This is a genomic window from Micromonospora sp. NPDC005686 (assembly GCF_042871665.1).
Taxonomy (GTDB): domain Bacteria; phylum Actinomycetota; class Actinomycetes; order Mycobacteriales; family Micromonosporaceae; genus Micromonospora.
Window position 1 is genome coordinate 1 of record NZ_JBIAIY010000015.1, and the last position, 25,182, is coordinate 25,182.

Here is a 25,182-nt window from a genome sequence, read left to right on the forward strand (position 1 = left end):
AGCCACGGCGTGCAGACACCGCGCCACCCTGCCCGTCTCGCCGGTGGAAGTCATGCCACCACGCCGTCCACAACAGACCTTCTCAAACACGCTCTAAGAGGATCTAGCCGGCTTCACAGCGGGCCAGCGCGATGACCGTTCCGATGGCTCCGCGGATGGCCGTTTCGCACTCGGTTCCCGCTCGGGGCCGCGCTGCCGGGGACGACTCGTCCCGGCCTGGTTTCATTTAAGGCGAACGGATAAGCTGACCGTGGGATTGTGATCGATCTTTTTGTGCACGGAAGACGGGGCGTCCTCTAGAACCCTCGTCCGCTCTATCCGCAGTCGGTCAAGGCCGTCGAAGGTTCGTTCTTACGTCAGCTTGGCCCGAAGGTTTAGAACGACATCCGTCCACGCGGCGAAGATTTCAAGCTTTTGACTCTACACATCGCTTGTTCGGTCTGATTGGTTCATTGCGGATCTATTGGTTGAGCGACATGCCAGTAGCCATCGAAGAGCTTTTGGAGAGCTTTCGACTGTTCGCTGCGGTTCAGCTCAGAGTGGTTACCTGAATAGATGGTGCCGACGTCTGGAACGTTTCGGGCGCTAGAAACTCCGATGATCCAACGGTCATGGGTGTCCTTGATCTGGGAACTATCAACAACCCGCCATTCTAAAGAGATGCCTCTATGGCCTAGCTCTCCCCGCAGATCACGATAGTCACGCAGGGCTTTCCTTCCGGAGTTTTGCTCCAAGCGCAATGACAGGATGCGTACCTCGGAAACTCGGTTACCGTCTGCCGCCTCCCAAAGCGATTCAAGTGCGATCGGCAGGAAATGCTTGTCGAGCCAGTATATGAAGCCTTCGCATTCTTCAAGGATCCGTCGTAGCCAAACTTTATTGCCATAGGAAGTTGCTCTGCTTACAAAGACGCTACTGGGAGGGGAATCGAGCTGGGAAGGCTGAATCAGAACTTCAATCCTGCCTCTGTGGTAGCGAATTACTTCTGTTGAGGACATCAGCGAAAGTAGCGACCCCAAGGCCCTGTCAGTGAGGCCATCACCCATTCCTTGGCTGCGCAGTATAGACTCGGCACTGCCCCGGTCTGCGCCAACAACTCCGGAGAGAAGCTGACAAATAGCCTCGATGGGCCGATAGTTGATCAGGCAAGTCTGCAGAATCTCCAGAGCAGCGCCTTTGTCTTGACGAATGAATTTGAGATTGAAGTATTGGCGCCCTGCGGCCGATAGCCGTCCGTCCTCCTGGATCATCCCTATCGCTCGGAGAAACTCGCAGTCTGCGCCTACCGACCTCTCTTCGCCTACCGCTCTCAGAGCTTGTTCGTAAGCGTTCCAACCCTTACTCGGAAAGATCGGCACTCGAGGTCTCCGTCGGAGAGATGATTTTCGCCAAGTTTCCAAGCTCTTCCATAACCTTTGCAAGCTGCATGAACGCTGAGGGCGAAAGCGCCTCGCTCGTTGTAACTTGAAAGGATACTTCGCCTCCGGCAACGGGAAACGCCTGGCGAACGATCGGTGATGAAGGGGTGGCTGAACCTTGGAAACCGGATGTCGCGGACCCCACTGGCTCGCCTTGGCGCGGCGAAGGCGCCGACGGATGGAGGCTTTCCCCATCGTCCAACGTATGGTCTCCAGCCGGAATGAAGCGGAGCTTGTCGTTCCCTACCCGCTCCGCCAGACCTACAAGCACTGCACTGTCTACCAGACTCTTGACAAAACGGTCCTTCGAGGCGACCGCAACTCCGAGATTGCCTACGGCAGAGTTTCCAATTGAGGCGAGTTCAATAAAACGCCCCTTGGCTGAATTTTCGTAGACGCTCCAGAATAAGCCGCTCTGTTTAAATGAGTTCATGAGAGCCTCGCGCTCCTCGTCCTTGGATGGAGGGTGCGCGATTACTACCGCAGACTCAGTCAACGTGTAGCGGTCATTAGATCCTGTGATTAGCCCCCAGTCTTTGAGTGCTGCGATCTTCCGCCGGAATGGGCCGCTCGTGTGCGTCTTGTGCCCGGCGTACCCGGCTAGGGCTTGTGCCGAGTGGGCTCTTCCGTGACTACCTGCATCCTTGATGAGTTGGACGGAATCGACCAGCGAATGCCATGGGAAACTAGCGCCGTGAGCGCGAGGAGTATCTGCCGACTTGGAGGGTGAGGTTGTCATGAACTTGCCTCTCGGTGCAGAACTCGGGGGAGGGCTCATGATACATCGCGAAGCGCTGACTGATCTGGATCTGCTGGGCGAGTTCCATGCTGCACTAACGGCGGCCCTGTGTGGAGGGTGAGCGATCTAGATCAATTCGCTCAAGCGTTCGAACGGCTGCTGAAATGCCTAGTACGTTTGGGTGCAGAGTCACGTTTGATTGGTGGATGAGCCGTTGCCCGTACGACGGGTATCCCACTTCCTGCATCCCACCGCGCACGCGGGTTGTGTTCACGACCGCTCAGATGCGTCTGTCCTAGCGGCCGTCAGGACGGTTAGGCGGAGCCGAATGGACATTCGTGCGATCTGGAAAGCGTCAATACGTCAGTACGTTGGCCCGCTTCCTTGCCTTGGCTACGATCGAGCCTCTCGTGGCTCTGCGGGTCTGGCTCTCCTGCACCGTCCAGATGAGTGGACTCTGGCCCGATCCCGTCCCGGGCGTCAGCCATCCTGGCTTAACTGAGCAGCCCGCGTAGGGCACCCGCGAGGTTGGCGAGTCTTTCGTCGGCACGGCGGCGTCGGTGTTTGACCCACTCCTTACCTTCTGCGGCAACACCCTCAAGGACGTGCAAGGTGTGACTGAGTCCAGCGGCGTCCAGCGACAGTTCAGCGATCTTGGTTGCGTTCTCGTCGTGCTGGAGCGTCTCGTTGTCAGGTTCGCTGACCCGGATGGAGATGGGTTTCCCGTTGAACAGCGTCAGCTCGAAGGTCTGCTGTTGGGTGGCGATCCCGTCGATCCGGACCGCGGCGACCGCGTCGAAGCGGTAGTTGAGTCGTTGGGTGGTGCGGCTTGCGGCGGTTTCGAAGTCGAGATCGATGTTGGCCTGCCGGACACCGTCGTCGGTGAGCAGAAACAGCAGCAGGCGATACCGGGAGTACCGCCACGGACCCTGCGGGTACCGAGCTTTCTTGCAGGAGGGTGCTGGTGCCTCGATGAAGGCGTGTGCGATCACGTGGCTGGGACGCAGTCGGTACTGCTGCATGGCCTGGTTGACCAGGACTTTGCGGTCGCTTTCCAACCAGGCGGCCATCTCGGTGTCCGATGGCTTGTCGGACAGCTTGTGGCACCACCTGTGGTATGCCTCCCAGCGTGCGGTGGCCTTGTCGTCTCGTTCTGCTTGGTCGTCGACGACCCTGCGTTGCTCGGCAACAATTCGGAACATCGAGCGCACCGCCGGCACGGCGGACGCCACCGCGAGCAGGAACCAACCCGTGCCGGACAAGGGGGCGCTGGTCACTACGGCAGGAACGGCCCAGAGGCTCCCAGCGGCGAGGAGAGTCAATCCCCCGACGCGGAGGAACCAGGTCCTGGCAGGAGTGCGCAACTGCTGGCGGTACGCCGTCAGCGTGTCCCGTTCCCATTGCCCTCGGACATCGCCTACCAGATATCGGACCAGCCAGGCGATTCGTTCAGCCTCGATGCGCTGTTCCCGGTAGATCTCAACCACCTCGTCGCGGAGGTGCCGCCGGATTCCTGCCGTCTGTGCGACCCAGTAGGTTCGGTCGGTTCCTTCGGGCACGTACTGGCCGAAGTAGCGGTTGAAGAGCCGGTCCACCTTGCGGGCGAAGCCATCCGGTGGTGCCTCCCGTCGCCGCTGCTGTGGTGGACGGGTCTGTGCTTCCTTCGCGCGCAGTCGTGTCCCGCGGTAGTACCGGTCTGCCCCGCCGACGCAGAAGGCGGTAAGCCCGACCAGACCGGCGAGTAGACCGAGGAACGGGTCGAGCGCGCCGCGTACCGCCACCAGCAGGGTCATCTGCACCACGGCGAGGGTGAACAGGGCAGCACCGGCGACGGCGCGTAGCCAGTCCCGGAGCGGAACAGCGGCGGGCTGCACCGGCAGGGTCCGAGGCTGAGCGGGTGTGGGGTGGAAGAACTTCCAAATCCTGCTGGATCGGTCGTCCTTCGTGCGTTGCGACTGCGCCAGGGCGACGGACTTCTGCCACATCTCGTCCTGCATCGCACCCTCGAGCAGCGCCTCGAGGTGGCCGTAGATCTCGTCGCGTTGACGCTGGTCCAGCGCATCGATTTCCTTGACCACGAGATCCGTCTCGGCGTCGCAAACCGGGGCCAGGAGGCGGATGATCGCTTTCAACCCCGCCGCCCATTCGTCACGGTCGTCGAGTTTGGGCAGGCTGGCGCAGATAGCGAAGAGGCGATCTAGTTCCTCGGGGGCGAGCTGGCGCAGGGTACGTCCGCTCAGCAGGGTGATGAGCCGAAAGAACTGGACCTTAGTGGTGACATAGCCGCCAGCGACCGCCTTTTCGATGAGCGTGCGCGCCTCATCGCGAACACGCCCGTCGAGATAGTGTAGTGCGGCGGCGAACTGTTCCTGCGGGCTGGAGTCCGGTGGCAGCCGGTAGAAGTTGATGTCACCGTGAACTACGCCTGCTTGTACGTCGACGTGTGCGTCTCCTTGTGCGACGTTGGTCGCGGTCGTCATCACATCCCCCGCACCACGGCGATGATCGCCGTAAGCCGCGCCGCCAGCTCAGAAACGTCGGCCACCAGGCCCCACAACCGCTTGAGCGCGACCATCAGGCCACTCTTCTTCTCGGTTGTGCCCGCCGCGACGCATGCCGTTGCCGCCTCCAGTTCCGACTCGGCCGCGGCGTAGGTTTCTTCGTCCAACTGTCCGTCGAGGTGGGCCTGCTTGAGGTGGGTTCGCAGGTCTCCGATGCTCGCTGTCAGATCGGTCGGCTGATTGGCGCCAGCACCGACGGTGACGTTGCCGTAGATCTGCCCGGCCTGCACCCCGACGTGGGCGTTCCCGGTGGCGATGTTGCGGTTGGTCGTCGGCATCGTGGGGCTCCCGTCCCGGTCCGCGCCGCCTCGGCTGGCCGGCCCGTCGATGATCAGGTCTCGCGCCAGTGCGGTGGCGAACGCGGCGGCGTGGCGTGCGGCCTTCGGTTGCCAGTCCTGTCCGTCCGTGGCTGCCTTGCTGCCGTCGGCGTGGTCGCTGATGCCGCGCACGACCACCACGGGCAGGGCACGGTTGAGATGGCCCGCCTGGGCCACACCGGCCGCTTCCATCTCGATCGCTACCGCGTCGTTGTAGTGCTGGCGGATCCAGCGGGCCTGTTCGGAGATTCCCGAGTCCTGCACCACTTCCCCTGCCGCGATCGGCCCGAAGTGGACTTTGGGCGCTGCGCCTGCGGGAAGACCCTGGCGCCACGCGGCGGACCTGTCGACGTGGTGGGCGATCTGGTCGGCCTCGTGGGGGATCTCCCACGCCTTCGGCCGGGCCTTCAAACCGTCGTCCTCGCTGGTGCCGCCGTGGTAGGCGTAAATTTTACTGGCGACGACGACATCACCGAGTCGGATGTTGGGCCAAAGGCCACCGGCGACTCCCACGAACAGCACAGCGGCCGGGGAGAACTCGGCCATCGCCCGCTCGGCGAGCACCGCGGCCGGATGATTGCCCTTACCGACCAGCCCTAAGGCGACCCGGCAGTCGCTCTGACTGATCCGGCCGACCTCGAAGCGGGTGCCGGCGGGGTGCCGCCGTACACGTAGGTCGGTCAGTTGGTCCCGGACCGCTGCGTATTCAAGGTCCAGCGCCGTGAGGATCACGACGAAACCGCTGTTCGTGCTCACGCTGTCTCCCTGTCTGCCTCGCTGAGGGGTCGCATCATCGGAGGGTGAAGAGTCGTGCGGGGCCCGGGACGGAATAGCCGAGCGGGACGCCCGCCATCGGTCTTGCGACTCGGCCCGGCGGGGACGATGAAGCCGTCCACGCTCTGCACTTTCCGGTAGAAGTTCCGCGCATCGAGCGGCACGCCCCACACCGCCTCGTAGACGTCCTGAAGCTCGGAGATCGTGAAGGTCGGACCACAAAAGGCGGTGGCGAGCGCCGAGCGCTCCAACTTCTCCCGCGCACGGTCGACCCCATCGGTCAGGATCTGCTCATGATCGAAGGCGAGCTGCACGTCACCGGACAACGCCTGCTCCACCGACGTCCAACACGCCCGAGATGCGTCCGTGCCGGCGACCGGCTCGGGTAGCCGAGGGGCAATGGCCAGGTAAGCCGCGGAGACCACCCGCCCTCGGGGGTCACGATCTGGCGCACCGTAGACGCCAAGTTGTTCGAGGTGTAACTGATCCGGCCCCAAGCCCGCCTCCTCGGCAAGCTCTCGATGGGCAGCCGTCACGAGGTCTTCCTTCTCGTGGCCGAGGAAACCGCCAGGCAGGGCCAAGGCACCCTGATAGGGCTCAACCCCGCGCTCGATCAACAGCACATGAAGGCACGACTCCCGCAAGGTGAGGATGACGAGGTCAACCGCAAGAAGGACGGTCGGCGGAACCCAGTGATCGTCAGACATGAATCGACCATAGACTTACTGTCACTCTGACAGGAAGGCCGCCGAGTGTCGGATTTCAGCGCCCTGCGTACACGGATTGGCTCTTAACAACCCTTGACTACAGTGAAGAGCCAAGCCGCGCGAGCGCTCAAGACGCTGCGAGGCCGTCTGGAGGTGCGGACCGATGGATGAGCTGATGCGGGAACTGCGGGCGGCGACAATGGAGGCGCCACCCAGCCGAATCGACCTGGACCGACTGATCACCACGTATCACCGGGATCGCCGGAGGCGGGGATGGATGACAGGTGGTGCCGTGGTGGCGGTGACGCTGGCGTCGGTGCTCGTCGCCCCGCCCGTCGTGCGGGGCCTGGGAGTCGACACGTCCTCGGGCCGCCCAGCCCCAGGATGGCCTGGGCCCGCCGGCTCTCCCACGTCGCCCGCCTGCGCACCGGTGACGCCGAAGCCGAGTGGACCAACCGCGCCGATGCAGTCGGATCCGACGGTGCGGACGCTTCCCACCGAAGCGCCGGCGGCGGCCGTGCAACGGCTGTCGGCGGAGTTGCGCGAGGCGTTGAAGAACGACGTGCCGTCCGGCGTCACCGTGCGCGGGGTCCTGCCCGGTTGCACCGCGCCGCAGTTCCAGTACGAGCGGAGCTACCGGGAGTACACCGCGGGCGGGCGACTGGCCACGGCCACCGAGCAGGGGCCCCTGCACGTCTCGGTCCGACCCACCGGGGTGGGCGAGCGGCTCGACTGCGAGCAGCGCGCCCCCTCCGGCGCCGCTTGCACGAGGACCGAGCTGCCCGACGGCGGTGAGCTGCTGGTCGTCGAGACGCCGGACGGGGTGCCCGGGGTGGTGCACCGCCAAGCGGTCGTGGCGCGGACGGACGGCACCACGGTGACGGTGACCACCAGCAACGCGGAGGTCGGTGCGAACCGCGAGCCGACCCGCGGGGCCCGGTATCCACTGCTCACCGTCGGTCAGTTGGCGGCTCTGGCGCAGGCACCGGGGCTGACGCTCTATCCGTGAGTGGTGTTCTCCCGCTCGGCGGACGGGGCGGCGGGCAGCCCGTAGCGGCTCGGATCAGGTCGATGTCGTGCGACGCCGGCCGGCCATCCGGTCGAGCACGTTCGCCGTGGCCCGCTCGATGCGCGGGTCACGGTGCCCCTGCTGGTCCAGTGCCATGGTCCAGCCGAGCGTGCCGCTGGCGAAGACCACCGCGCCGCGTGCCGTCTCGTAGACGTGGCTGTTCTGGACCCGCCGCCCGCCCTGCTGGGCCGGGTACGGCGACGAGCTGAGCGTGGTCCCGGCGGGCCGGGCGAGGGCGGCGTGCACCCCGTCCGCCTCGCCCGCGACCACCCCCGGGATGCGGTCGCCGTCTGCCACGCCGGTGCCGGCCCACACCCAGTTGTCGGCACCGCGCACCACGAGCGGCTGCGGGGTCAGCACGATGCCGTTGTACTGCACGCCGAGCAGCGCCTGTTCCGGCTGGTCGAGGTTGCGCCAGGTCAACGTCGGGTCGCTGCCGTCGGCACCCCGGCGGGGGTCGGTCTTGGCGCACTCGACGACCCGCTCGGGGCGGCCGTCGGCGGCGGGGTGGATACGGGCGTGCCAGTAGACGCTGTTCGCGCCGAGAAACGCCAGGCTGGTGCCCCCGGCCAGTCCGACCTCGGTGGCCCGGCGCATCTCGGCCGACCAGTACTCGTCGTGCCCGCAGAAGACCAGGCCCCGGTACCGGGTCGGATCGAGCCGGCCGGAGTGCAGGTCGAAGCTGGTGGCGTAGCTGACGTCGTACGGGTTGCGTTCCAGCCACCGGATCGCGGCCTCGTCGCGGTCGAAGTGGAAGGGCCGGCCGGCACCGGAGTAGGGACGGTCGAACGTGACAGCGCGGGCCCGCAGCTCGGGGTCGCGCCGCCCGTCGGGCCGGTAGCCGCCGTACAGGCTCTTGCCGACCCGCCGGTCGCGCGGCCACTGGTTGTACGCCTGCCAGGTGGTCACCGGCAGCACCACGCACAGCGCGGCCGGGCGTCGGTCGTCGCGCACCACGAACGGCGTGCAGGCCCGCCAGCCGTCGGCCGAGGTGAAGACCGCCTGGTAGAGGCCGGAGGCCCAGCCGTGCGGGACGGACAGCCGCCAGGACACCGGCCAGCGGCAGTCGAGCACGCCGGTGTCCGGGTCGGCGATCGGCACCGGCTGCGGCACGCCGCGCAGCTCGGGGCTGGTCAGCATCGTGCGGGCGCCCGCGCCGCCGTACCAGCCGAGGCGGTGCACGCTGATCCGGAACCGGCCGGCCGCTTTGACCGCGACGTGGAACTCGATCTCCTCGCCGGGGGCGACGCTCGTCGTCGAGGCGTACCCCTGGATCTGGCGCCGCCGGTCGTCGGCGGCCCGGCCGTCGTCCTCCGGCCACCACGGCTCACCGACGGCGCGGTTCTCCCGCTCGACCGGCGAGACCGGCGGGATCGGCAGTCGGTTGGGTGAGTCGCCGGGCCGGTCGCCGAAGACCGGGTCGAGCGGGCCGAGGGCGGCGGCGGACGCGCCGCCGACGAGAAGGCCGAGAGCGGTACGGCGCCGAAACCGGTCCATTGTGGTACACCCCGTCTCCCCGTTCGATCGGGGGAGACCGTAGCACCGGGAGGCCCGAGCTGTCTGACCGATGTTGATCAGTCGAAGTAGCGGCGCAGCTCCCGGTTGAGTACCTTGCCGGTGGCGTTGCGCGGCAGGTACTTGACGAACACCACGTCGCGGGGCACGGAGAAGCGGGCCAGGTAACGGCGGACGTACTCGCGGACCGCTTCCGGGTCGAGCGTCTCGCCGGTGTGCAGCGCCAGGAACGCGGCGAGCCGCTGACCGTAGTCGGGGTCCGGTACGCCGATCACGGCGACCTCGCGGACCTGCGGCAGCCGAGCGATCAGATCCTCCACCTCGGACGGGAAGACGTTCTCGCCACCCGAGACGATCATGTCGTCGGCCCGGCCGTCGACGAAGAGGAGCCCGTCGGCGTTGAGCCGGCCCAGGTCGCCGGTGTCCAGCAGGCCGTCGCGGCTCTCCCGGCCGGTGCCCGAGGTGTAGCCCTCGAACAGCATCTCGTTGCCCACGAAGATGCGCCCGACCTCGCCGTCGCGAACCGGCCGGCCGTTGCCGTCGAGAATGGCCAGCCGGGTGCCGTGCGGCGGGCGGCCCGCCGTGGTGGGCGCGGCGCGCAGCTCGGCCGGGCCGGCGATGGAGGCCCAGGAGACCTCGGTGGAGCCGTAGAGGTTGTAGACCACGTCGCCGTAGCGGTCCATGAACGCGGTGGCCAGGTTGCCGGGCAGCGCGGATCCGCTGACCGCCACCACCTTGAGCGGGGGCCGGGGCTGCGGCGGCGCCACCTCCATCAGCCGTTGCAGCATCACCGGTACGGCGAACATGGCGTCGCACCGCTGGTCGACGAGCGCGGCGAGCGTGGCGGCCGGGTCGAAGCGGCGGTGCAGCACGACTGTGGCGCGCAGCGCGAACGAGACCTGGAGCGCGGCGTACCCCCAGGTGTGGAAGACCGGCGCGGCGACCATCACGGTGTTCTTCGCGTGCAGCGGGATCCGGTCGATGATGGACACCAGCGGGCCGAAGCCGTGCGGGGTGGGCCGGCGGGCGCCCTTCGGCGCCCCGGTGGTGCCGGAGGTCAGCACTATGGTGCGTCCGTCCCGGTCCGGCGGCGTGAGCTTCTCACCCGGGACGGCGGCGGCGATCAGCTCCTCCTGCCGCCGCTCGTCGACCCGGTACAGTTCGGGCGGCAGGCCGAGGACGCGTTCGGTGAACTCGCCGTCGTGCACGAGGACGCGCAGGCCCTGCTCCTCGGCCACCGTCACGAGTTGCGCGGCGGACAGCCCGGTGTTGACCAGGACGGCGTCCGCGCCGAGCAGCATCGCCGCCACTATCGCCTCGATCAGGCCGTGGTGGTTGCGGCAGAGCACACCGACCCGGTCGCCGCTCTGCACGCCGAGGTGGGAGCGCAGGGACCGGGCCAGCCGCTCGGAGCGGTCGAGCAGTTCCCGGTACGTCATGGTGGTGCCCTGCTCGTCGACCACGGCGACGCGGCCGGGGTCGCGGACGGCGGCCTGGCGCAGCTCTCCGGCGAGGCTCCAGCCCCACCGGCGCAGCGCGTTCAGTTGGGAGACCACGCGGATCGGTCCGCCCGGGGCGAGCAGTCCACGTCGGGTCAGCGTGGCGGCGATGAACGGCAGGTCCACGGCGCAACTCCTTCGCGTTCGTGGTTCGTCGACCAGGCTCCGGGCGGTCTGCCGTCCGGTTCGGCGTGATCTTGTGCCCGATCGCGGTTCGGGTCGGCCCGGGAGCGGCGGCCGGGCCCGCGACGGCACGGGGTGTCGTCACGGGCCGGGCCGCGGCCCGCCGGCGGTCAGCGGATCTGCATCCCGGAGATGGCCCGGGAGATGACCAGCCGCTGGATCTCGGAGGTGCCCTCGAAGATGGTGTAGATCTTGGCGTCGCGGTACCACCGCTCGACCGGATGGTCGCGCAGGAAACCCGCGCCGCCGAGGAGCTGGACCGCCTTGTCGGTCACCGAGACGGCCACCTCGCCGGCCTTGAGCTTGGACATCGAGCCCTCGCCCGCGGTGAACGGCCGGTTGTTGCGGCCCATCCAGGACGCGCGCCAGACCAGCAGCCGGGCCGCGTCGATCTCCATCTTCATGTCGGCGAGCGCGAACGCGACCGCCTGGTTGGCGATGATCGGGCGTCCGAACTGGACCCGCTCCTTGGCGTAGTCCAGGGCGTACTCGTAGGCGGCGCGGGCCACGCCGAGCGCCTGCGCGCCGACCGTCGGGCGGGACAGCTCGAACGTCCGCATCGCCGCCTGGCCGGAGGCGCGCTGCCCGGACCGGGCGCGGGCCAGCCGCTCGTCGAGCGCGTCCTTGCCGCCGAGCAGGCAGCGGCCGGGCACCCGGACGTCGTCGAGGAAGACGTCGGCGGTGTGCGAGGCGCGCAGGCCCAGCTTGCGCAGCTTGCGGGTCGCGGCGAGGCCGGGCGTGCCCGGGGGTACGACGAACGCGGCCTGCCCGCGCGAGCCCAGCTCGGGCTCGATCGAGGCGGTGACCACGTGCACCCCGGCGATGCCGCCGTTCGTGGCGTACGCCTTCTGCCCGTTGAGCACCCACTCGTCGGTGGCCTCGTCGTAGACGGCGCGGGTACGCATCGACCCGACGTCGGAGCCGGCCTCCGGCTCGCTCGTGCAGAACGCGGCGACGGCCGGCGAGTCGACGTCGCCGAAGCACTGCGGCACCCATTCGACGAGCTGGTCGGGGGTGCCGGCGCCGTAGATCGCGGCGACCGCGAGGGAGGTGCCGAAGATGCTCAGGCCGATGCCGGCGTCACCCCAGAAGAGTTCCTCGCTGGCGATCGGCAGGGAGAGGCCGGTGGGGTCGGCCCAGCAGGTGGCGAGGAACTCGAACCCGTACAGGCCGACCTTCGCCGCCTCCTGGATGATCGGCCAGGGGGTCTCCTCCCGGGCGTCCCACTCGGCCGCGGCCGGGCGCACGACCTCGGCGGCGAAGCCGTGCACCCAGTCGCGAAGATCCCGCTGTTCCTCGTTCAGGTCGAGCGAGAACTCGGCCATGTCAGGCCTTGGGGATGTCGAACAGGTTGGCGATGTTGGCGGCCAGGCCCAGGTCGCCCTTGGCCTTCAGCTTGCCGGTCATGAACATCATCACCGGGTTCGCGCCACCGGAGACGATCTTCAGGAACTCGACCGGGCCCATGGTGAGGCTCAGCTTCGGGTCGCGGGTCGCGGTCTCCGAGACGGTGCAGGTGCCGTTCTCGATGACGATCTCGTACGTGTCGGTGCCACCGTCCGGGCGGCCGGTGATGTTCCAGTGGATGACCGCGTTGGTGGCGCCGGCGCGGTCGGCGCGGAACAGCGCGGGCATCCGGTTGAAGACCTCGCTGAGGATCTTGTCGCGCGACTCGCCGGACATGACCTCGGCGATCTTGGCGTCCGGCGTGGACTTGACCAGCTGCGCGAACTCCTTCGGGCCGACGTTCGCGAAGTTGGCGGGGTCGAAGTCAGTCATAAGGGATTGCACCTCTCGGGCGGGGCCACTTTGGTTACTCTGGCGTAACCTTACGCACGGGTAGGTATGCTCGCAAGAGTGTCCAGCACGCCGACCTTCAAGCGCCTCCCCCGGGCCGTACGCGAGCAGCAGATGCTCGACGCGGCGGTGAAGGTGTTCTCCCGCCGCGGCTTCCACGCCGCCAGCATGGACGAGATCGCCGACGACGCCGGCATCTCCAAGCCGATGGTCTACGCCTACCTCGGCACCAAGGAGGAGCTCTTCATCGCCTGCCTGCACCGGGAGAGCACCCGGATGATGGAGGCGATCGCCGGCGCCGCCGCGCCCGATCTGCCCGCCGACGAGCGGCTCTGGCGTGGGCTGCGCGCGTTCTTCGGGTTCGTCGGCGCACACCGGGACGGCTGGGCGGTGCTCTACCGGCAGGCCCGCGGCTCCCAGCCGTTCGCCGCCGAACTCGCCACCATGCGCGGCCGGCTGGTCGACGTGGTCGCCGGGATGCTCGACCACGCCCTGCGCGCGTCCGGCCGCGAGATCGGCGCCACCGACCTGGAGGTGGTCGCGTACGCGCTGGTGGGCGCCAGTGAGTCGCTCGCCGACTGGCTGGCCGACCACCCCGAGGCCGACGCCGGGAAGACCGCGACCCGGATGATGAACGTGGCCTGGCTCGGCGCCGACCAGCTCCTGCGCGGCGTCACCTGGCACCCACCGGTGGCGTGACGCCGGTCAGCGACGGACGGCGGCCCGCCGGTGCGCCCGCCGCCGGCCCCAGCGGACGGCCTCGAACAGGCCGGTGACGGCCAGCGAGATGGCGACGCCGGCGAGCAGCCCGGAGACCGGGTTGTGCTCGAACGCCAGCCCGCCGAAGTAGCCGAGCAGCCCGCAGTAGATCCCCCACGTGACGCAGGCCAGGCCGTCGTACAGGAAGAACGTGCGTGCCGGATAGCGGACCGCGCCCATGGTGAGCGTGACGGCGGTGCGGCCGCCGGGGACGTACCGGGCGGTGGTCAGGATCATCCCGCCGCGCCTGTCGACGGCCCGGCGGGCCCACTCCGAGCCGGCCCGCCGCCTGCTGTCCGCCGGGAAGCGGGCCAGCCGGTTCGCGCCGCCGCCGCGCCCGATCGCGTACGAGATGTGGTCGCCGAGGAGCGCGCCGAACGCGGCGGTCAGGATCACCAGCACCAGGTTCGGCTCGCCGCCGGCCGCGAAGACCCCGGCGGTGATCACCACTGTCTCGCCGGGGACCGCCGGGAAGAACGCGTCGACCGCGGTGACCGCGATGATCACCAGGTACACCCACGGCGAGGTCACCGTGTGGTGCAGCAGGTCGAGCACGTCCCCCATGCACCCATGCTGGGCGGTGCGGTGTTAAGCGGGGGCCCTTCCCAGGCAAAATGCGTTAACGAGGGGCCCTTCCTTCTCCTCGGCCGTGGGGCCGTGCGAGGTGAGTACCACCGGCGTCTCCAGCGCCTCCGAGACGGCCGCCGGCCAGTCCGCCGGTGCCTCGTCCAGCACCGGCCGGGCGCGCAGCAACCGCTCGGTGAGCGCCGCCTGCCGGTCCAGGTCACCGGCCGGGCCGGGAACGAGCCGGTCGGTGTCCTCGTACCGGCGGCAGATCCGCAGCTTCGGGCCGGCCAGGTCGAGATGGGTCAGCGCCAGTCCGTCCACGCCGCCGGCCACCTCCAGCGCGTACCGGTGGGCGACCGCGTCGAAGTGCCCGAACCGGAACCGGCCCTGCCAGGGGTTCGTCCCGTTGTGCCGGTCGGTGAACGGCAGCGCCGCGTCCTCGGTGACCAGCGGACCGGGGCCGTGCCGCGTGGTGGTCGTCCGCAGCACGCCGAGCCGCTGCGCGGTCCCGGCCATGCCCGCCTCGGCGAGCAGCGTCTCGGCGTTGGCGAACGTCGTGGTGCTCCACGTCGTGTACGGGTGGAAGCCGTGCCACTCGTCCAGCAGCACCCCCTGCGCGCCCTCGAACACGCAGGTGCCCTCGCGCAGCGCGCCGGCCAGCCAGCTTCGGTCGACGATCGCCACCCGCCGCGCGAAGGCCGCGTACGCGGGCAGGCAGTCCTCCACCGGCGGGGCGTCCAGCGGTCCCAGCTCGGCGGTGAGCCGGTCGCGCAGCGCGGCCAGGCGGCGGCGCAGCACCGCCGGGCGGCGGCAGTCCGCCACCCGGGGCGCCTCGGCGGGGTGGGCGAGGCCGTACGCGACCGCCTCGCCCACCCCGAGCCCGCAGGAGCCGTGCCGGTCGGCTCCCCGGGCGATCTCCCGGGCCCGGTTGGCGGCCCGGTGGTACGGGGTGGCGAGCAGCGCCTCCCCGTCCACTGTCAGCCGGTCGAGCGCGTCGGGGACGCCGACCGACGCGAGATGGTCGGCCTCGGCGGCCAGCGCCAGCGGGTCCACCACCACGTGCCGCGCCAGGTGTGTCCGTACGCCCGGACGGAACGTCCCGGCGCCGAACTGCGCGAACGTGTGGTGCCGCCCGTCGCGCAGGACGACGTTGTGCGCCGCCTGCGCGCCCCCGTTGAAGCGGATGACCGTGTGCACCTGCCGGGTGGCGCAGATCAGGTCCACCACTGTGCCCTTGCCGGCGTCGCCGTAGCCGAGGTCGACCACCATCACGTGGTTCACAGCCGGGTGACCCCGCTTCCGCCGTCGGCCGGGCTGAACGGCAGCGTCGCCACCGCGCGCCGGCCGGAGCCGACCCGGGCCAGCGCCTTCGACACGGTGCGGGTGGCCTTCGAACCGGCCCGGTCCAGGTCGCGCAGCCCGGCCTCCAGGTCGATGGCCTGCTCACCGAGGCCGACGGTGAGCGCGATCGTCTCGCAGACCGCGTCCAGGTCGTCCAGCTCGACCGCGTTCTGCCCGAGCAGGCCGCGCCAGAAGTCGAGCACCTTGCGGTTGCCCGCGTAGTGGCTGCCGGCGGGCAGCAGGTAGTAGGTGTCCCAGCGTGCGGTCACCTCGTCCACGACCTGCCGGACCGGCACGTTCTCGCGCAGGTCGTCGCCGATCAGCCGGGCCACCTCAGCGGTCTTCACCGCCGGGTACGCCAGCTCGTCGCCGATGATGAACAGGTAGCCGCGCCGGCCGCGCTTGTCCCAGCTGTCGGTGGCCGTGTGCCGGGCCATGAAGTAGAGCGCCAGCTCGTACGACTCCATCATCTGACCGCCGCCGCCGCCCTCCAGCACGATCCGGCCGAGGTCGTCGTCCATCCGGTTGTCGGACTCGAACTGCCCGACCTGCAACGGCACCCGGTCGCAGGTGGCGTCGCCGATCGCGCCGAACATGACCTGCGGGTCCTTCGCGTACCCCTGGCGCAGCAGCAGGCCGAGCAGGTGCGGCAGCTTGCTCTGCAACACCCGCGGCACGTGCCCCATCGAGCCGGTGACGTCGAACAGCACGGCGATCGGCGTCGACTGCGGGTGCTCGGCGGAGTCGCGGCTCTCCCGTACCGCGTCGCGCGGGTCGAGCGCCGGGTGCACCTTGCGGGCCCCGCTGTCGCTGTAGGCGAACGCGCTCTTGCCGGTGCGGCGCCGGTAACGGTCGGCGGCGTCGTACACGTCGGTGGACCAGGCTCCACTGCCCATGGCAGCCTCCTTAGGGGTTGAGGGTGAAGGGTCGGAAGGTGCGCGGCCCGTACAGCCGGTGCAGCACCTCGTCCAGTTCGCGCAGCACCCGCCAGGCGTCGTCCGGCCGGGTGGCGAGCGCGGAGCCCTGGCAGCCGTCGGCGAAGGCGCGCAGCTCGCGCGGCACGCGGCCGGCCATCAGCCAGGTCATGCAGCGGGCGGCCATCGCGATGTCGGTGCCGGGGCCGCACTGCCGCTTCGCGGCGACCTCCGGCGGATACCAGTCCTCCTGGCCGGGCACCAGCGCCGGCACGAGACCGCCCGGCTCGGCCGAGAAGCACCAGTCGACGAGCACCACGCCGTGCGCGTCCGGCTCGATCAGCACGTGCCGGGGCAGCACCGCGCCGTGCACCACGCCGGCCCGGTGGGCCAGGCCGAGCGCCACGAGCAGCCGTCGCCACATCCAGGCCGCGTCGCGCGGGTCGAGCCCGTCCGGGTACGCGCGGCGCACGTCGTCCAGGCTGTGCAGCCGGGGTACTGTCACCAGCTCGTTCACCTGCCGTTGCACGCCGCTCGACGGGTCCCGCGCCGGGTAGGAGTCGACGAGCTGCGGCACGTACGCGAGATGCCGGGCGTCGCCGCGCTCGGCGATCCGGCGCAACGCGCGCGCCTCGCGGGCCATCAGGTCGTTGTCGCCCGGGTGCCGGGCCACCTTCAGCAGCCGCCCGTTCCCGTGGTCGTGCAGGTCGGCGACGTCGCCGGCGTACATCGGGGCGGGGGTGCGCCACCGGGTGGTGACGGTGACGAGCGCGTCGCTGGCGGCGGCGCGCACCCCCGGGTCGGCCGCGCCCAGCCGGTCGGGGTGCAGCGCGCCGACCAGCTCGCGGTAGCGGCGGGCCGGCTCCTGCGTGCCGAACAGGTCGGCGTCGGTGCGCGCGGCCGTGACCAGCCGGATCGCCTCCTCGGTCCTCACCGCACCGTCTCCTCCCGGGCGGGGCGCAGCAGCGCCGGGTGCAGCAGCCGGGCGTCTCCGGCGCGGTAGAGCTTGGCCCGAGGGCCGCCGCGCGCGCCGCCGCGTTCGGTGCTGGCACCGGTGCTCTCCACGAAGCCGGGCACCGAGAGCACCTTGCGGTGGAAGTTGCCGGCGTGCAGCGGGTGGCCCCAGACCGTCTCGTAGACCTCCCGCAGCTCGGTGACTGTGAACTCGGGGGCGAGGAACCGGGTGGCCAGTGGCGTGTACTCCAGCTTGGAGCGGGCGCGCTCCAGCCCGTCGTCGATGATCCGGCCGTGGTCGAACGCGAGCTGGCGACTGGTCAGCGCGGTCACCGGCAGCCAGATCGCCTCGTCGGCGTCGGTGTCGGCGACCGGGTCGGGCAGGTCGGGGGCGAACGCCAGGTGCGCGACCGAGACCACCCGCATGCGCGGGTCGCGGTCCGGGGCGCCGTAGCTGCCGAGCTGTTCCAGGTGCACCCGGCGCAGCCGCTCGCCGCCGAGGCCGGTCTCCTCGGCCAGCTCGCGCCGGGCGCCCGTGGCCAGGTCCTCGCCCGGCTGGACGAAGCCGCCGGGCAGCGCCCAGTGCCCCGCGTAGGGCGGTGCGCCGCGACGGATCAGCAGCAGGTGCAGCGCGCCCTCGCGGATGGTCAGCGCGACCACGTCGACGGTGACCGCGACCGCCGGGTAGTCCCGGGGGTCGTATCCGGCAAGGAAGTCCTGCTCGTTCACGGTCGCTCACTCTCTCAGGTTGAGAACAACTCAATCTGAGAACAACTTAGCGCCGAAAAGAGGGGACGGCAAGTCCCCTCTTTCACTCAGCGCACGGAGCCGACCAGATGCGGCCTTCCGTCCCGGGCGCTGTGCAGCGAGAAGTCCCAGCCCGCGCCCGCCGCCGAGGCGCTGAACGCCACAGTCGACGGCAGCGGCACCGGCAGCTTGAACGACACGTCCACCGTGTACGCCTCGGGCAGCCGGGGCTCCAGCGCGGCCAGGCAGCGGGCCTTGCTCCACATGCCGTGCGCGATCGGGCGCGGGAAGCCGAACAGCCGCGCGCCCAGCTTCGAGGTGTGGATCGGGTTGTGGTCGCCGGAGACGCGCGCGTAATCCGTACCCACCTGGGGCGTCACCCGCCACTGGGCCGAGAAGGCCGGCGGCGCCGGGCGGTCACCCCGGTCGCGCCGCGGGCCGCCGCCTGCGGCGCGCTCCTTCCCGAGGTAAGTGGACACGCCGCGCCACACCTCCTCGCCACCGATCGACCCGATCAGCACCACGTCGAGCTGGCGGCCCCGCTCGTGCGGGCGCAGGTTCTCCGCGTACGTGTGGAAGTCGACGCTCTCGCCGACCTCGACCGGCCGGTGCACGGTGATCCGGTTGGCCATGTGCACCACGCCGGTGAGCGGGATCGGGAAGCCCGGACTCGTCATCAGCCGCAGCGACAGCGGGAACCCGAGCACGTGCAGGTACGTCGCCGGCAGCCGGTCGGTCAGCCGGAACCCGCACACCCGGTCGTAGTCCGCCAGGTGCCGCTGGTCCACGGCGACCCCGGAGACGGCGAGTTCCAGTCCCGGCACGTCCGTCCCGCGCCGCCCTCCAACCCCAGGCACTGCTCCCAGCAGCGCACGCCGGTAGAGCGCCCCACTGGCAGGCAACCCGTCCAGCGCGACCCGCCGCCGCCCCGCCGCCCCTTGGCTCGGTCGATCATGAAGTTGGCCGCCTTGTGGATCTCCAGAAGTGCCGTCAACTTCATGATCGCCGGACGCCGGGCGGGCGTTGGTCTGGGCGAGGGCGGCGGCTCGGGCGGAGGTCAGGTCGCGGGTGGGGCCCTCGATCAGGTCGTGCAGGGTCAGATCCTCCTCGTGGTCCTTCGCCATCACGCCCCCAGCAGGCTCTGGCCGCAGACCCGGACCACGTTGCCGCTGACCGCGCCGGTCGCCGGCCAGGACAGCCAGCCGATCGTCTCGGCCACGTCCACCGGCAGGCCGCCCTGGGCCATGCTGTTCATCCGCCGGCCCGCCTCGCGGATGGTCAGCGGAATACGCGCGGTCAGCCGGGTCTCGATGAAGCCCGGCGCGACCGCGTTCAGGCTGATCCCGCGCTCGCGCAGCACCGGGGAGAGCGAGTCGACCAGGCCGATCACGCCGGCCTTGCTGGTGGCGTAGTTGGTCTGCCCCCGGTTGCCGGCGATCCCGGCGATCGAGGAGACCGACACGATCCGGCCGCCGGCCGGGATCAGGTCGCGTTCCAGCAGCACGTCGTTGATGCGCTCCTGGCTGGACAGGTTCACGTCGATCACCGAGTCCCACCGGTCGGCGTCCATCCGGCCCAGCGTCTTGTCCCGGGTGATGCCCGCGTTGTGCACCACCACGTCGACCCGGCCGTGCCGGGACGCCAGATGCTCCGCCAGCCGGGTCGGCGCGTCCGGCGCGGTCAGGTCGAGCTGCACCGCGCTGCCGCCGATGTCGTTCGCGACAGCGGCCAACTCGTCCCCGGCCGCCGGAATGTCGAGCGCCACCACCTGGGCGCCGTCGCGGGCCAGCACCTTCGCCAGCGCCGCGCCGATGCCCCGGGCCGCGCCGGTCACCAGCACCACCTGCCCGTCCAGCGGCCGGTCCCAGTCGGCCGGCGCCACGGCGGTGCCGGTGCCGACGCGGACGACCTGGCCCGAGACGTACGCGGACCGGCCGGAGAGCAGGAACCGCAGCGTGGACTCCAGGCTCACCGGAGTGCCGGCGTCACCGTCGCGGGTCACGTAGACCAGCTGGGCGGTCACGCCCCGGCCGAACTCCTTGCCGATGCTGCGGGTCAGGCCCTCCAGCGCACGTTGGGCGGTGGCCTCCCGGGGAGAACCGCACTCGGCCGGCGGCGTGCCCAGCACGATCACCCGACCGCTGGGCAGCAGCGACCGGGCCTGCGGGTGGAAGAAGTCGTAGAGCTGGCGCAGCCCGGCGGAGTCGGTGATGCCGCTGGCGTCGTACACCAGGGCCGCGAAGCGGCGGTCGGCGTCGTGGGTGGCGACCGGGTCGGCCAGCTCGACCCCGGCGGCGGTCAGGATCTTTCCGGCCGGCTCGGCGATCCGGCCACCGGCCGAGGAGCCGAGCAGGACCGGCCCGGGAACGAGCGGGTCGCCCGGCTTGTGCCGGCGCAGTCGGGGCGGGTCGGGCAGCCCGAGGCGCTTGACCAGCGCGCGACCGGCCCCCGTCTGGACGAAGCTCGCGTACCTGTCGGTCATAGGCGTAGCCTACTGGCGAGTAGGGTTGGGGCAACAGTTTCGAGGGAGGCCGATCGTGCAGAGTGTCCGGCGGGTCGCGGTCATCGGGGGCAACCGCATCCCCTTCGCCCGGTCCAACTCGCGCTACGCGCACGCGTCGAACTCCGACATGCTGGGCGCGGCGCTCGACGGGCTGGTCGCCCGGTTCGGGCTGGCCGGCGAGGGGGTCGGCGAGGTGGTGGCCGGCGCGGTGCTCAAGCACTCCCGCGACTTCAACCTCACCCGCGAGGTCGTGCTCGGCTCCCGGCTCGACCCGCACACCCCCGCGTACGACATCCAGCAGGCCTGCGGCACCGGCCTGGAGGCCGCCATCCTGGTCGCCAACAAGATCGCCCTCGGGCAGATCGAGGTCGGCATCGCCGGTGGCGTCGACACCACCTCGGACGCGCCGCTGGCCGTCAACGAGGACATGCGGCGCACGCTGCTCCAGCTCAACTCGGCCCGTACGCTCGGCGAACGGCTCAAGGTCGCCGCGAAGCTGCGCCCGCACCAGCCGTTCAAGCCGGAGATCCCGCGTAACGCCGAACCCCGTACCGGGCTGTCCATGGGTGAGCACGCGGCCCGGACCGCGCTGCGCTGGAACGTCGACCGGACCGCGCAGGACGAACTCGCGTTGCGCTCGCACCAGCGGCTCGCCGCCGCGTACGACAAGGGGTTCTTCGACGACCTGATGACCCCCTACCTGGGGCTGACCCGCGACCAGAACCTGCGGCCGGACACCAGCCTGGAGAAGCTCGGCTCGCTCAAGCCGGTCTTCGGCGCCTCCGGCGCGGACGCCGAGCGGGCCACCATGACCGCCGGCAACTCCTCGCCGCTCACCGACGGCGCGTCCACGGTGCTGCTCGCCTCCGAGGAGTGGGCCCAGGCGCACAACCTGCCGGTGCTGGCCTGGTTCTCCTGGTCCGAGGCCGCCGCCGTCGACTTCGTGCACGGCGACGAGGGCCTGCTGATGGCCCCCGCGTACGCGGTGCCCCGGATGCTGGCCCGCGCCGGGCTCAGCCTCCGGGACTTCGACTTCTACGAGATCCACGAGGCGTTCGCCTCGCAGGTGCTGGCCACGCTCGCCGCCTGGGAGTCGCCGGAGTTCTGCAAGGAGCGCCTCGGCCTGGACGCCCCGCTCGGCTCGATCGACCGGGAGAAGCTGAACGTCAACGGCTCGTCGCTGGCGGCCGGGCACCCGTTCGCCGCCACCGGCGGCCGGATCGTCGCCACGCTCGCCAAGCTGCTGGATCAGAAGGGGAGCGGGCGCGGCCTGATCTCCATCTGCGCGGCCGGTGGGCAGGGTGTGACCGCGATCCTGGAGCGCTGACGGGCGACGCCCGCCCGGTTCGTCGGCCGGGCGGGCAACCCGAGTCGCCTGTCGCCTGTTCACCGGGCCGGACGGCGAGCGGGTGGTGACGTTCGAGTCGCGGGGCCTCGGTGCGCCGCCCACGTCCGGGCGGGGGCCGATCAACGTGCGGTTCGTGATCGTGAAGCGGGCCGACGGCACCCGGGTGAGCGTGCAGACAACCTCGTTCACCGACCGGTACCTCCTGACCGCCGAGGAGATGGCCGCCGTCGCGCTGGACCCGAAGATCCGGCTGGGCTGAGGGCTCCCGGTCCGGCCTGCCCACAGGCCGGACCGGGGACCGGCGTCGCCGGGGCCCGCCCGGGCGTCGTGAAAGACTGAGGTACGTGACGACGATCCCGAACGTGCTCGCCAACCGGTACGCCTCGCCCGAACTGGTCGCCCTCTGGTCGCCGGAGGAGAAGGTCCGGATGGAGCGCCGCCTCTGGCTGGCGGTGCTCAAGGCCCAGCGTGATCTCGGCGTGCCGGTGCCGGACGGGGTGGTCGAGGCGTACGAGCGGGTGGTCGACCAGGTCGACCTGGCCTCGATCGCCGCGCGTGAGCGGGTCACCCGGCACGACGTGAAGGCCCGGATCGAGGAGTTCAGCGCGCTCGCCGGGCACGAGCACGTGCACAAGGGGATGACCTCCCGGGACCTCACCGAGAACGTCGAGCAGCTCCAGATCCGCGCCTCGCTGGAGCTGATCCGGGACCGGGTGGTCGCCACGCTGGCCCGGCTGGGCCGGCACGCGGGCGAGTATTCCGCGCTGGTGATGACCGGCCGGTCGCACAACGTCGCCGCGCAGGCCACCACGCTCGGCAAGCGCTTCGCGTCCGCGGCGGAGGAGCTGCTGATCGCGTACGAGCGGCTGGAGGACCTGATCGGCCGCTACCCGCTGCGCGGGATCAAGGGGCCGGTGGGCACCGCCGCCGACCAGCTCGACCTGTTCGACGGCGACGCCGGCAAGGTGGCCGAGCTGGAGCAGCGGGTGGCCGGGCACCTGGGCTTCCGCCGGGTGCTGGACAGCGTCGGCCAGGTCTATCCGCGCTCGCTGGACTTCGACGTGCTCTCCGCGCTGGCGCAGGTGGCCGCCGCGCCGTCGTCGCTGGCGACCACGATCCGGCTGATGGTGGGCCAGGAGCTGGTCACCGAGGGCTTCAAGCCCGGTCAGGTCGGTTCCAGCGCGATGCCGCACAAGATGAACACGCGTTCGTCGGAGCGGGTGAACGGCTTCGCGGTGATCATCCGGGGCTACCTGTCGATGGTCGGCGAGCTGGCCGGTGACCAGTGGAACGAGGGCGACGTCTCCTGCTCGGTGGTGCGCCGGGTCGCGCTGCCGGACGCGTTCTTCGCCGCCGACGGGCTGTTCCAGACGTTCCTCACCGTGCTGGACGAGTTCGGCCCCTACCCGGCGGTGATCAACCGGGAGCTGGAGCGCTTCCTGCCGTTCCTCGCCACCACGAAGATCCTGGTGGCGGCCGTACGCCGGGGTGTGGGCCGGGAGGTCGCGCACGAGGTGATCAAGGAGCACGCGGTCGCCGTGGCGCTGGCCATGCGGGAGAAGGGCGCGACCGAGAACGACCTGTTCGACCGCCTGGCCGCCGACGGCCGCCTCGGCCTGACCCGGCCCGAGATCGACACCCTGGTGGCGGACCGCAACGCCTTCGTGGGTGCCGCCGCCGACCAGGTCAACCGCGTGACCGCCAGAATTACCAGGATCGTGGAGGCCCACCCCCAGGCCGCCACCTACTCCCCGCCTCCCATCCTCTGACCGCCTGGCCCGGTCTCGTGGATCATGAAGTTGGCGGCCCTCAAGGAGATCATTCCTGCCGTCAACTTCATGATCGACGCGGCCAACGAGGGCGGTCAGGTGCCGGTGGGGGTTTCGGCGGCGGAACTCAGGTTGGGGGCGCTTGCCGGTTCGGCGATGCCACCGGGCGCGGAGGCGATCTCCGGGTCGTGGGCGGTCTCGGCCGCGATCGCCGGCTGGTCCGGCGGCATCACGTCCGGCGTCTTCGGCGCGACGATCACCGCAGTGCCGTACGCGCAGATCTCCATCCACATCTCGCCGCAGTCGCGGCTGTCGAAGCGCATGCCGATCACCGCGTTCGCGCCCAGCCGGCGGGCCTCCTCACCGAGGCGGGCCACCGAGTCGGTGCGCCAGCGGGTCAGGTTGTCCGGCGCAAGCGGGTCGTAGGCGCCACCGCGCAGGTTCTTGACCCCCTCGCGGTACGGGTTGCGGGTCCTTGCCATCGAGGAGACCACCTCGCCGAGGATCTGGCGGATCTCGTAGCCGGGCAGTTGATCCGTCGTCACGACCAGCACGCTTCCGATGCTGTCAGTCCCCGGGCGGGTGTTTCGCGAGCCCCGTTCAGCTGATCGGATGCTGAAAAACGGCGCGGCGCGGACGCCCGGGTCGCACCCGGCCGATCCGCGCCGCACCGGCATCAACCGTCAGACACCGGCCGTCGAGGTGATCCAGGACCGGTTGTACGCGACACTGCCGTAGTTCTGGATGCTGGAGCCGTCGGCGGTGGAGGCGACGCCGACCTGCCGGCCGTTGTAGAACTGCGGGCCGCCCGAGTCGCCCCGCCACGCGTTGCCGTTGACCCGGGTGCTCCGGATCGCCTGGCCGCCGTACGCGTCGGTGACGCTGGTGCTGGTCACCCGTACGCTGGCGGTCTTGAGCTGGGGCGACGCGCCGCAGCCGCTGTAGCAGGTCATGCCCCAGCCGTAGATGGTGTTGGTGGAGCCGACCGGCGGGTTGCTGGTGGCCAGCGACACGGCGGAGGTGCTGACCGTGCTGGACAGGCGCAGCAGGGCCAGGTCGTTGCGGGTGTAGGAGGCGCTCACGGTGCGGGTGACGCCGCCCGAGGCGTAGTAGACGCTGCCGACCCGGACGGACATGGTGCCGCTGACGCAGTGCCGGGCGGTGAGCACCCACTGGGGCGCGATCACGCTGCCGGAGCAGGTGAACGAGCCGTTGCTGAAGACGGCGGCGGCCCACGGCGCCGACGAGACGGTGCCGCCGCCGATGATCGGCTGCGGGCCGGCCGGCGCGGCGGTGGCGCCGGAGGCCGTGGCGAGGACGCCGGCCAGCGCGGTGGTCAGCACGGCGAGCAGGGGACGGAGGCGCATGTCGGGGCTCCTTCTGCGCAGGCGCCCGGGGTTGCCGGGCAGGGGGTGACACCCGCCGGGTGGGGTGGCCGGCGAGGGAGGTCGATCTACCTCATCGACATCTGACGATGCATGTTACGGCGGCGCCGCCCGGTGTCACAAGGCGTTGATCGAAACTCGCTGATGCCTGACGTGTGCCGCGCGCCGCGCGGGCGGGCTGTCGGATACCGGTCCAAGGTGGGGTGTTTAGCGGCAGAATGCCTGCTGGGAGGTGCTGTCGAGGGGTGCTCGCAAGCACGCAGCGCAACGAATTCGCATCGACGCCGCAACGAACGGGCAACGACACCCTTCCACC

At 70.2% G+C, this 25,182-nt stretch carries 23 protein-coding genes; 5 read left to right on the forward strand and 18 right to left on the reverse strand.

Annotation, left to right across the window (positions count from 1 at the left end; translation table 11 throughout):
* Window positions 1-449: 449 nt before the first annotated feature.
* From ACFYON_RS26780 to ACFYON_RS26800, 5 genes are all read right to left on the reverse strand, one after another.
* The gene (locus ACFYON_RS26780) at window positions 450-1,250 is read right to left on the reverse strand and encodes a hypothetical protein (RefSeq protein ID WP_387321147.1); all 801 of its coding nucleotides are present in this window, start codon (window positions 1,248-1,250) and stop codon (window positions 450-452) included.
* Between the two features lie 88 nt (window positions 1,251-1,338).
* Window positions 1,339-1,851 carry a hypothetical protein gene (locus tag ACFYON_RS26785; protein WP_387190422.1) on the reverse strand — a complete coding sequence of 171 codons (513 nt, stop codon included), beginning with the start codon at window positions 1,849-1,851 and terminating at the stop codon, window positions 1,339-1,341.
* An 800-nt stretch (window positions 1,852-2,651) separates the two neighbouring features.
* The gene (locus tag ACFYON_RS26790) at window positions 2,652-4,637 is read right to left on the reverse strand and encodes a hypothetical protein (RefSeq protein ID WP_387190418.1); all 1,986 of its coding nucleotides are present in this window, start codon (window positions 4,635-4,637) and stop codon (window positions 2,652-2,654) included.
* Window positions 4,637-5,791 (reverse strand): purine phosphorylase, encoded by a 1,155-nt coding sequence (locus tag ACFYON_RS26795; protein ID WP_387190414.1) that lies wholly within the window; start codon window positions 5,789-5,791, stop codon window positions 4,637-4,639. The genes ACFYON_RS26790 and ACFYON_RS26795 overlap by 1 nt, the downstream gene beginning before the upstream one ends.
* Window positions 5,788-6,516, reverse strand: coding sequence for an NUDIX domain-containing protein (locus tag ACFYON_RS26800; RefSeq protein WP_387190411.1), 729 nt, complete (start codon window positions 6,514-6,516; stop codon window positions 5,788-5,790). The genes ACFYON_RS26795 and ACFYON_RS26800 overlap by 4 nt, the downstream gene beginning before the upstream one ends.
* Window positions 6,517-6,997: 481 nt before the next feature.
* On the opposite strand from ACFYON_RS26800, the gene ACFYON_RS26805 reads away from it, so the two are divergent.
* Entirely contained in the window at window positions 6,998-7,525 is a 528-nt protein-coding gene (locus ACFYON_RS26805) for a hypothetical protein (RefSeq protein WP_354866162.1), read from the forward strand.
* A gap of 54 nt (window positions 7,526-7,579) precedes the next feature.
* Here ACFYON_RS26805 and ACFYON_RS26810 read toward each other — a convergent pair whose 3' ends face one another.
* From ACFYON_RS26810 to ACFYON_RS26825, 4 genes are all read right to left on the reverse strand, one after another.
* Complete coding sequence (locus tag ACFYON_RS26810) at window positions 7,580-9,082, reverse strand: N,N-dimethylformamidase beta subunit family domain-containing protein (RefSeq protein ID WP_354866160.1); 1,503 nt, start codon at window positions 9,080-9,082, stop codon at window positions 7,580-7,582.
* Between the two features lie 77 nt (window positions 9,083-9,159).
* Window positions 9,160-10,725 carry an AMP-binding protein gene (locus ACFYON_RS26815; RefSeq protein WP_354866158.1) on the reverse strand — a complete coding sequence of 522 codons (1,566 nt, stop codon included), beginning with the start codon at window positions 10,723-10,725 and terminating at the stop codon, window positions 9,160-9,162.
* A gap of 167 nt (window positions 10,726-10,892) precedes the next feature.
* Entirely contained in the window at window positions 10,893-12,107 is a 1,215-nt protein-coding gene (locus ACFYON_RS26820; protein ID WP_354866156.1) for an acyl-CoA dehydrogenase family protein, read from the reverse strand.
* Between the two features lies 1 nt (window position 12,108).
* Window positions 12,109-12,561 carry an SCP2 sterol-binding domain-containing protein gene (locus ACFYON_RS26825; protein WP_354866154.1) on the reverse strand — a complete coding sequence of 151 codons (453 nt, stop codon included), beginning with the start codon at window positions 12,559-12,561 and terminating at the stop codon, window positions 12,109-12,111.
* 78 nt (window positions 12,562-12,639) lie between these two features.
* Here ACFYON_RS26825 and ACFYON_RS26830 point away from each other — a divergent pair, with 78 nt between their 5' ends.
* Window positions 12,640-13,278: a TetR/AcrR family transcriptional regulator gene (locus ACFYON_RS26830; protein ID WP_354866152.1), complete on the forward strand. Its 639-nt coding sequence runs from the start codon at window positions 12,640-12,642 to the stop codon at window positions 13,276-13,278.
* A 6-nt stretch (window positions 13,279-13,284) separates the two neighbouring features.
* On the opposite strand, the gene ACFYON_RS26835 is transcribed toward ACFYON_RS26830, so the two are convergent.
* The 7 genes from ACFYON_RS26835 to ACFYON_RS26865 form a co-directional block, all read right to left on the reverse strand.
* The gene (locus ACFYON_RS26835; protein WP_387190405.1) at window positions 13,285-13,902 is read right to left on the reverse strand and encodes a DedA family protein; all 618 of its coding nucleotides are present in this window, start codon (window positions 13,900-13,902) and stop codon (window positions 13,285-13,287) included.
* Window positions 13,903-13,926: 24 nt separating this feature from the next.
* A complete protein-coding gene (locus ACFYON_RS26840; protein WP_355093829.1) occupies window positions 13,927-15,186 on the reverse strand; it encodes an adenylosuccinate synthetase in 1,260 nt (419 codons plus the stop codon).
* On the reverse strand, window positions 15,183-16,142 hold the full coding sequence (locus ACFYON_RS26845) for a hypothetical protein (RefSeq protein WP_354866146.1): 960 nt from the start codon (window positions 16,140-16,142) through the stop codon (window positions 15,183-15,185). Before ACFYON_RS26845 ends, ACFYON_RS26840 begins: the two co-directional genes overlap by 4 nt.
* Before the next feature lie 10 nt (window positions 16,143-16,152).
* Window positions 16,153-17,094: a serine/threonine protein kinase gene (locus tag ACFYON_RS26850; RefSeq protein ID WP_354866144.1), complete on the reverse strand. Its 942-nt coding sequence runs from the start codon at window positions 17,092-17,094 to the stop codon at window positions 16,153-16,155.
* A complete protein-coding gene (locus tag ACFYON_RS26855; RefSeq protein ID WP_354866142.1) occupies window positions 17,091-17,843 on the reverse strand; it encodes an NUDIX domain-containing protein in 753 nt (250 codons plus the stop codon). Before ACFYON_RS26855 ends, ACFYON_RS26850 begins: the two co-directional genes overlap by 4 nt.
* An 86-nt stretch (window positions 17,844-17,929) precedes the next feature.
* Window positions 17,930-18,985: a MaoC/PaaZ C-terminal domain-containing protein gene (locus ACFYON_RS26860; RefSeq protein WP_354866140.1), complete on the reverse strand. Its 1,056-nt coding sequence runs from the start codon at window positions 18,983-18,985 to the stop codon at window positions 17,930-17,932.
* On the reverse strand, window positions 18,985-20,343 hold the full coding sequence (locus tag ACFYON_RS26865; protein ID WP_354866138.1) for a 3-oxoacyl-ACP reductase: 1,359 nt from the start codon (window positions 20,341-20,343) through the stop codon (window positions 18,985-18,987). Before ACFYON_RS26865 ends, ACFYON_RS26860 begins: the two co-directional genes overlap by 1 nt.
* 55 nt (window positions 20,344-20,398) lie before the next feature.
* On the opposite strand from ACFYON_RS26865, the gene ACFYON_RS26870 reads away from it, so the two are divergent.
* From ACFYON_RS26870 to purB, 3 genes are all read left to right on the forward strand, one after another.
* Complete coding sequence (locus tag ACFYON_RS26870) at window positions 20,399-21,691, forward strand: acetyl-CoA C-acetyltransferase (RefSeq protein WP_354866136.1); 1,293 nt, start codon at window positions 20,399-20,401, stop codon at window positions 21,689-21,691.
* Window positions 21,692-21,776: 85 nt separating this feature from the next.
* Window positions 21,777-21,971, forward strand: a complete 195-nt coding sequence (locus ACFYON_RS26875; RefSeq protein ID WP_354866134.1) for a hypothetical protein — start codon at window positions 21,777-21,779, stop codon at window positions 21,969-21,971.
* A gap of 85 nt (window positions 21,972-22,056) precedes the next feature.
* Window positions 22,057-23,481: an adenylosuccinate lyase gene (gene purB, locus ACFYON_RS26880; protein ID WP_354866132.1), complete on the forward strand. Its 1,425-nt coding sequence runs from the start codon at window positions 22,057-22,059 to the stop codon at window positions 23,479-23,481.
* Window positions 23,482-23,576: 95 nt separating this feature from the next.
* Here purB and ACFYON_RS26885 read toward each other — a convergent pair whose 3' ends face one another.
* Together ACFYON_RS26885 and ACFYON_RS26890 are read right to left on the reverse strand one after the other, a co-directional pair.
* Window positions 23,577-24,158, reverse strand: a complete 582-nt coding sequence (locus ACFYON_RS26885; RefSeq protein ID WP_354866130.1) for a YbjQ family protein — start codon at window positions 24,156-24,158, stop codon at window positions 23,577-23,579.
* 6 nt (window positions 24,159-24,164) lie between these two features.
* Window positions 24,165-24,848, reverse strand: a complete 684-nt coding sequence (locus tag ACFYON_RS26890) for a trypsin-like serine protease (RefSeq protein WP_354866128.1) — start codon at window positions 24,846-24,848, stop codon at window positions 24,165-24,167.
* Between the last annotated feature and the right edge of the window lie 334 nt (window positions 24,849-25,182).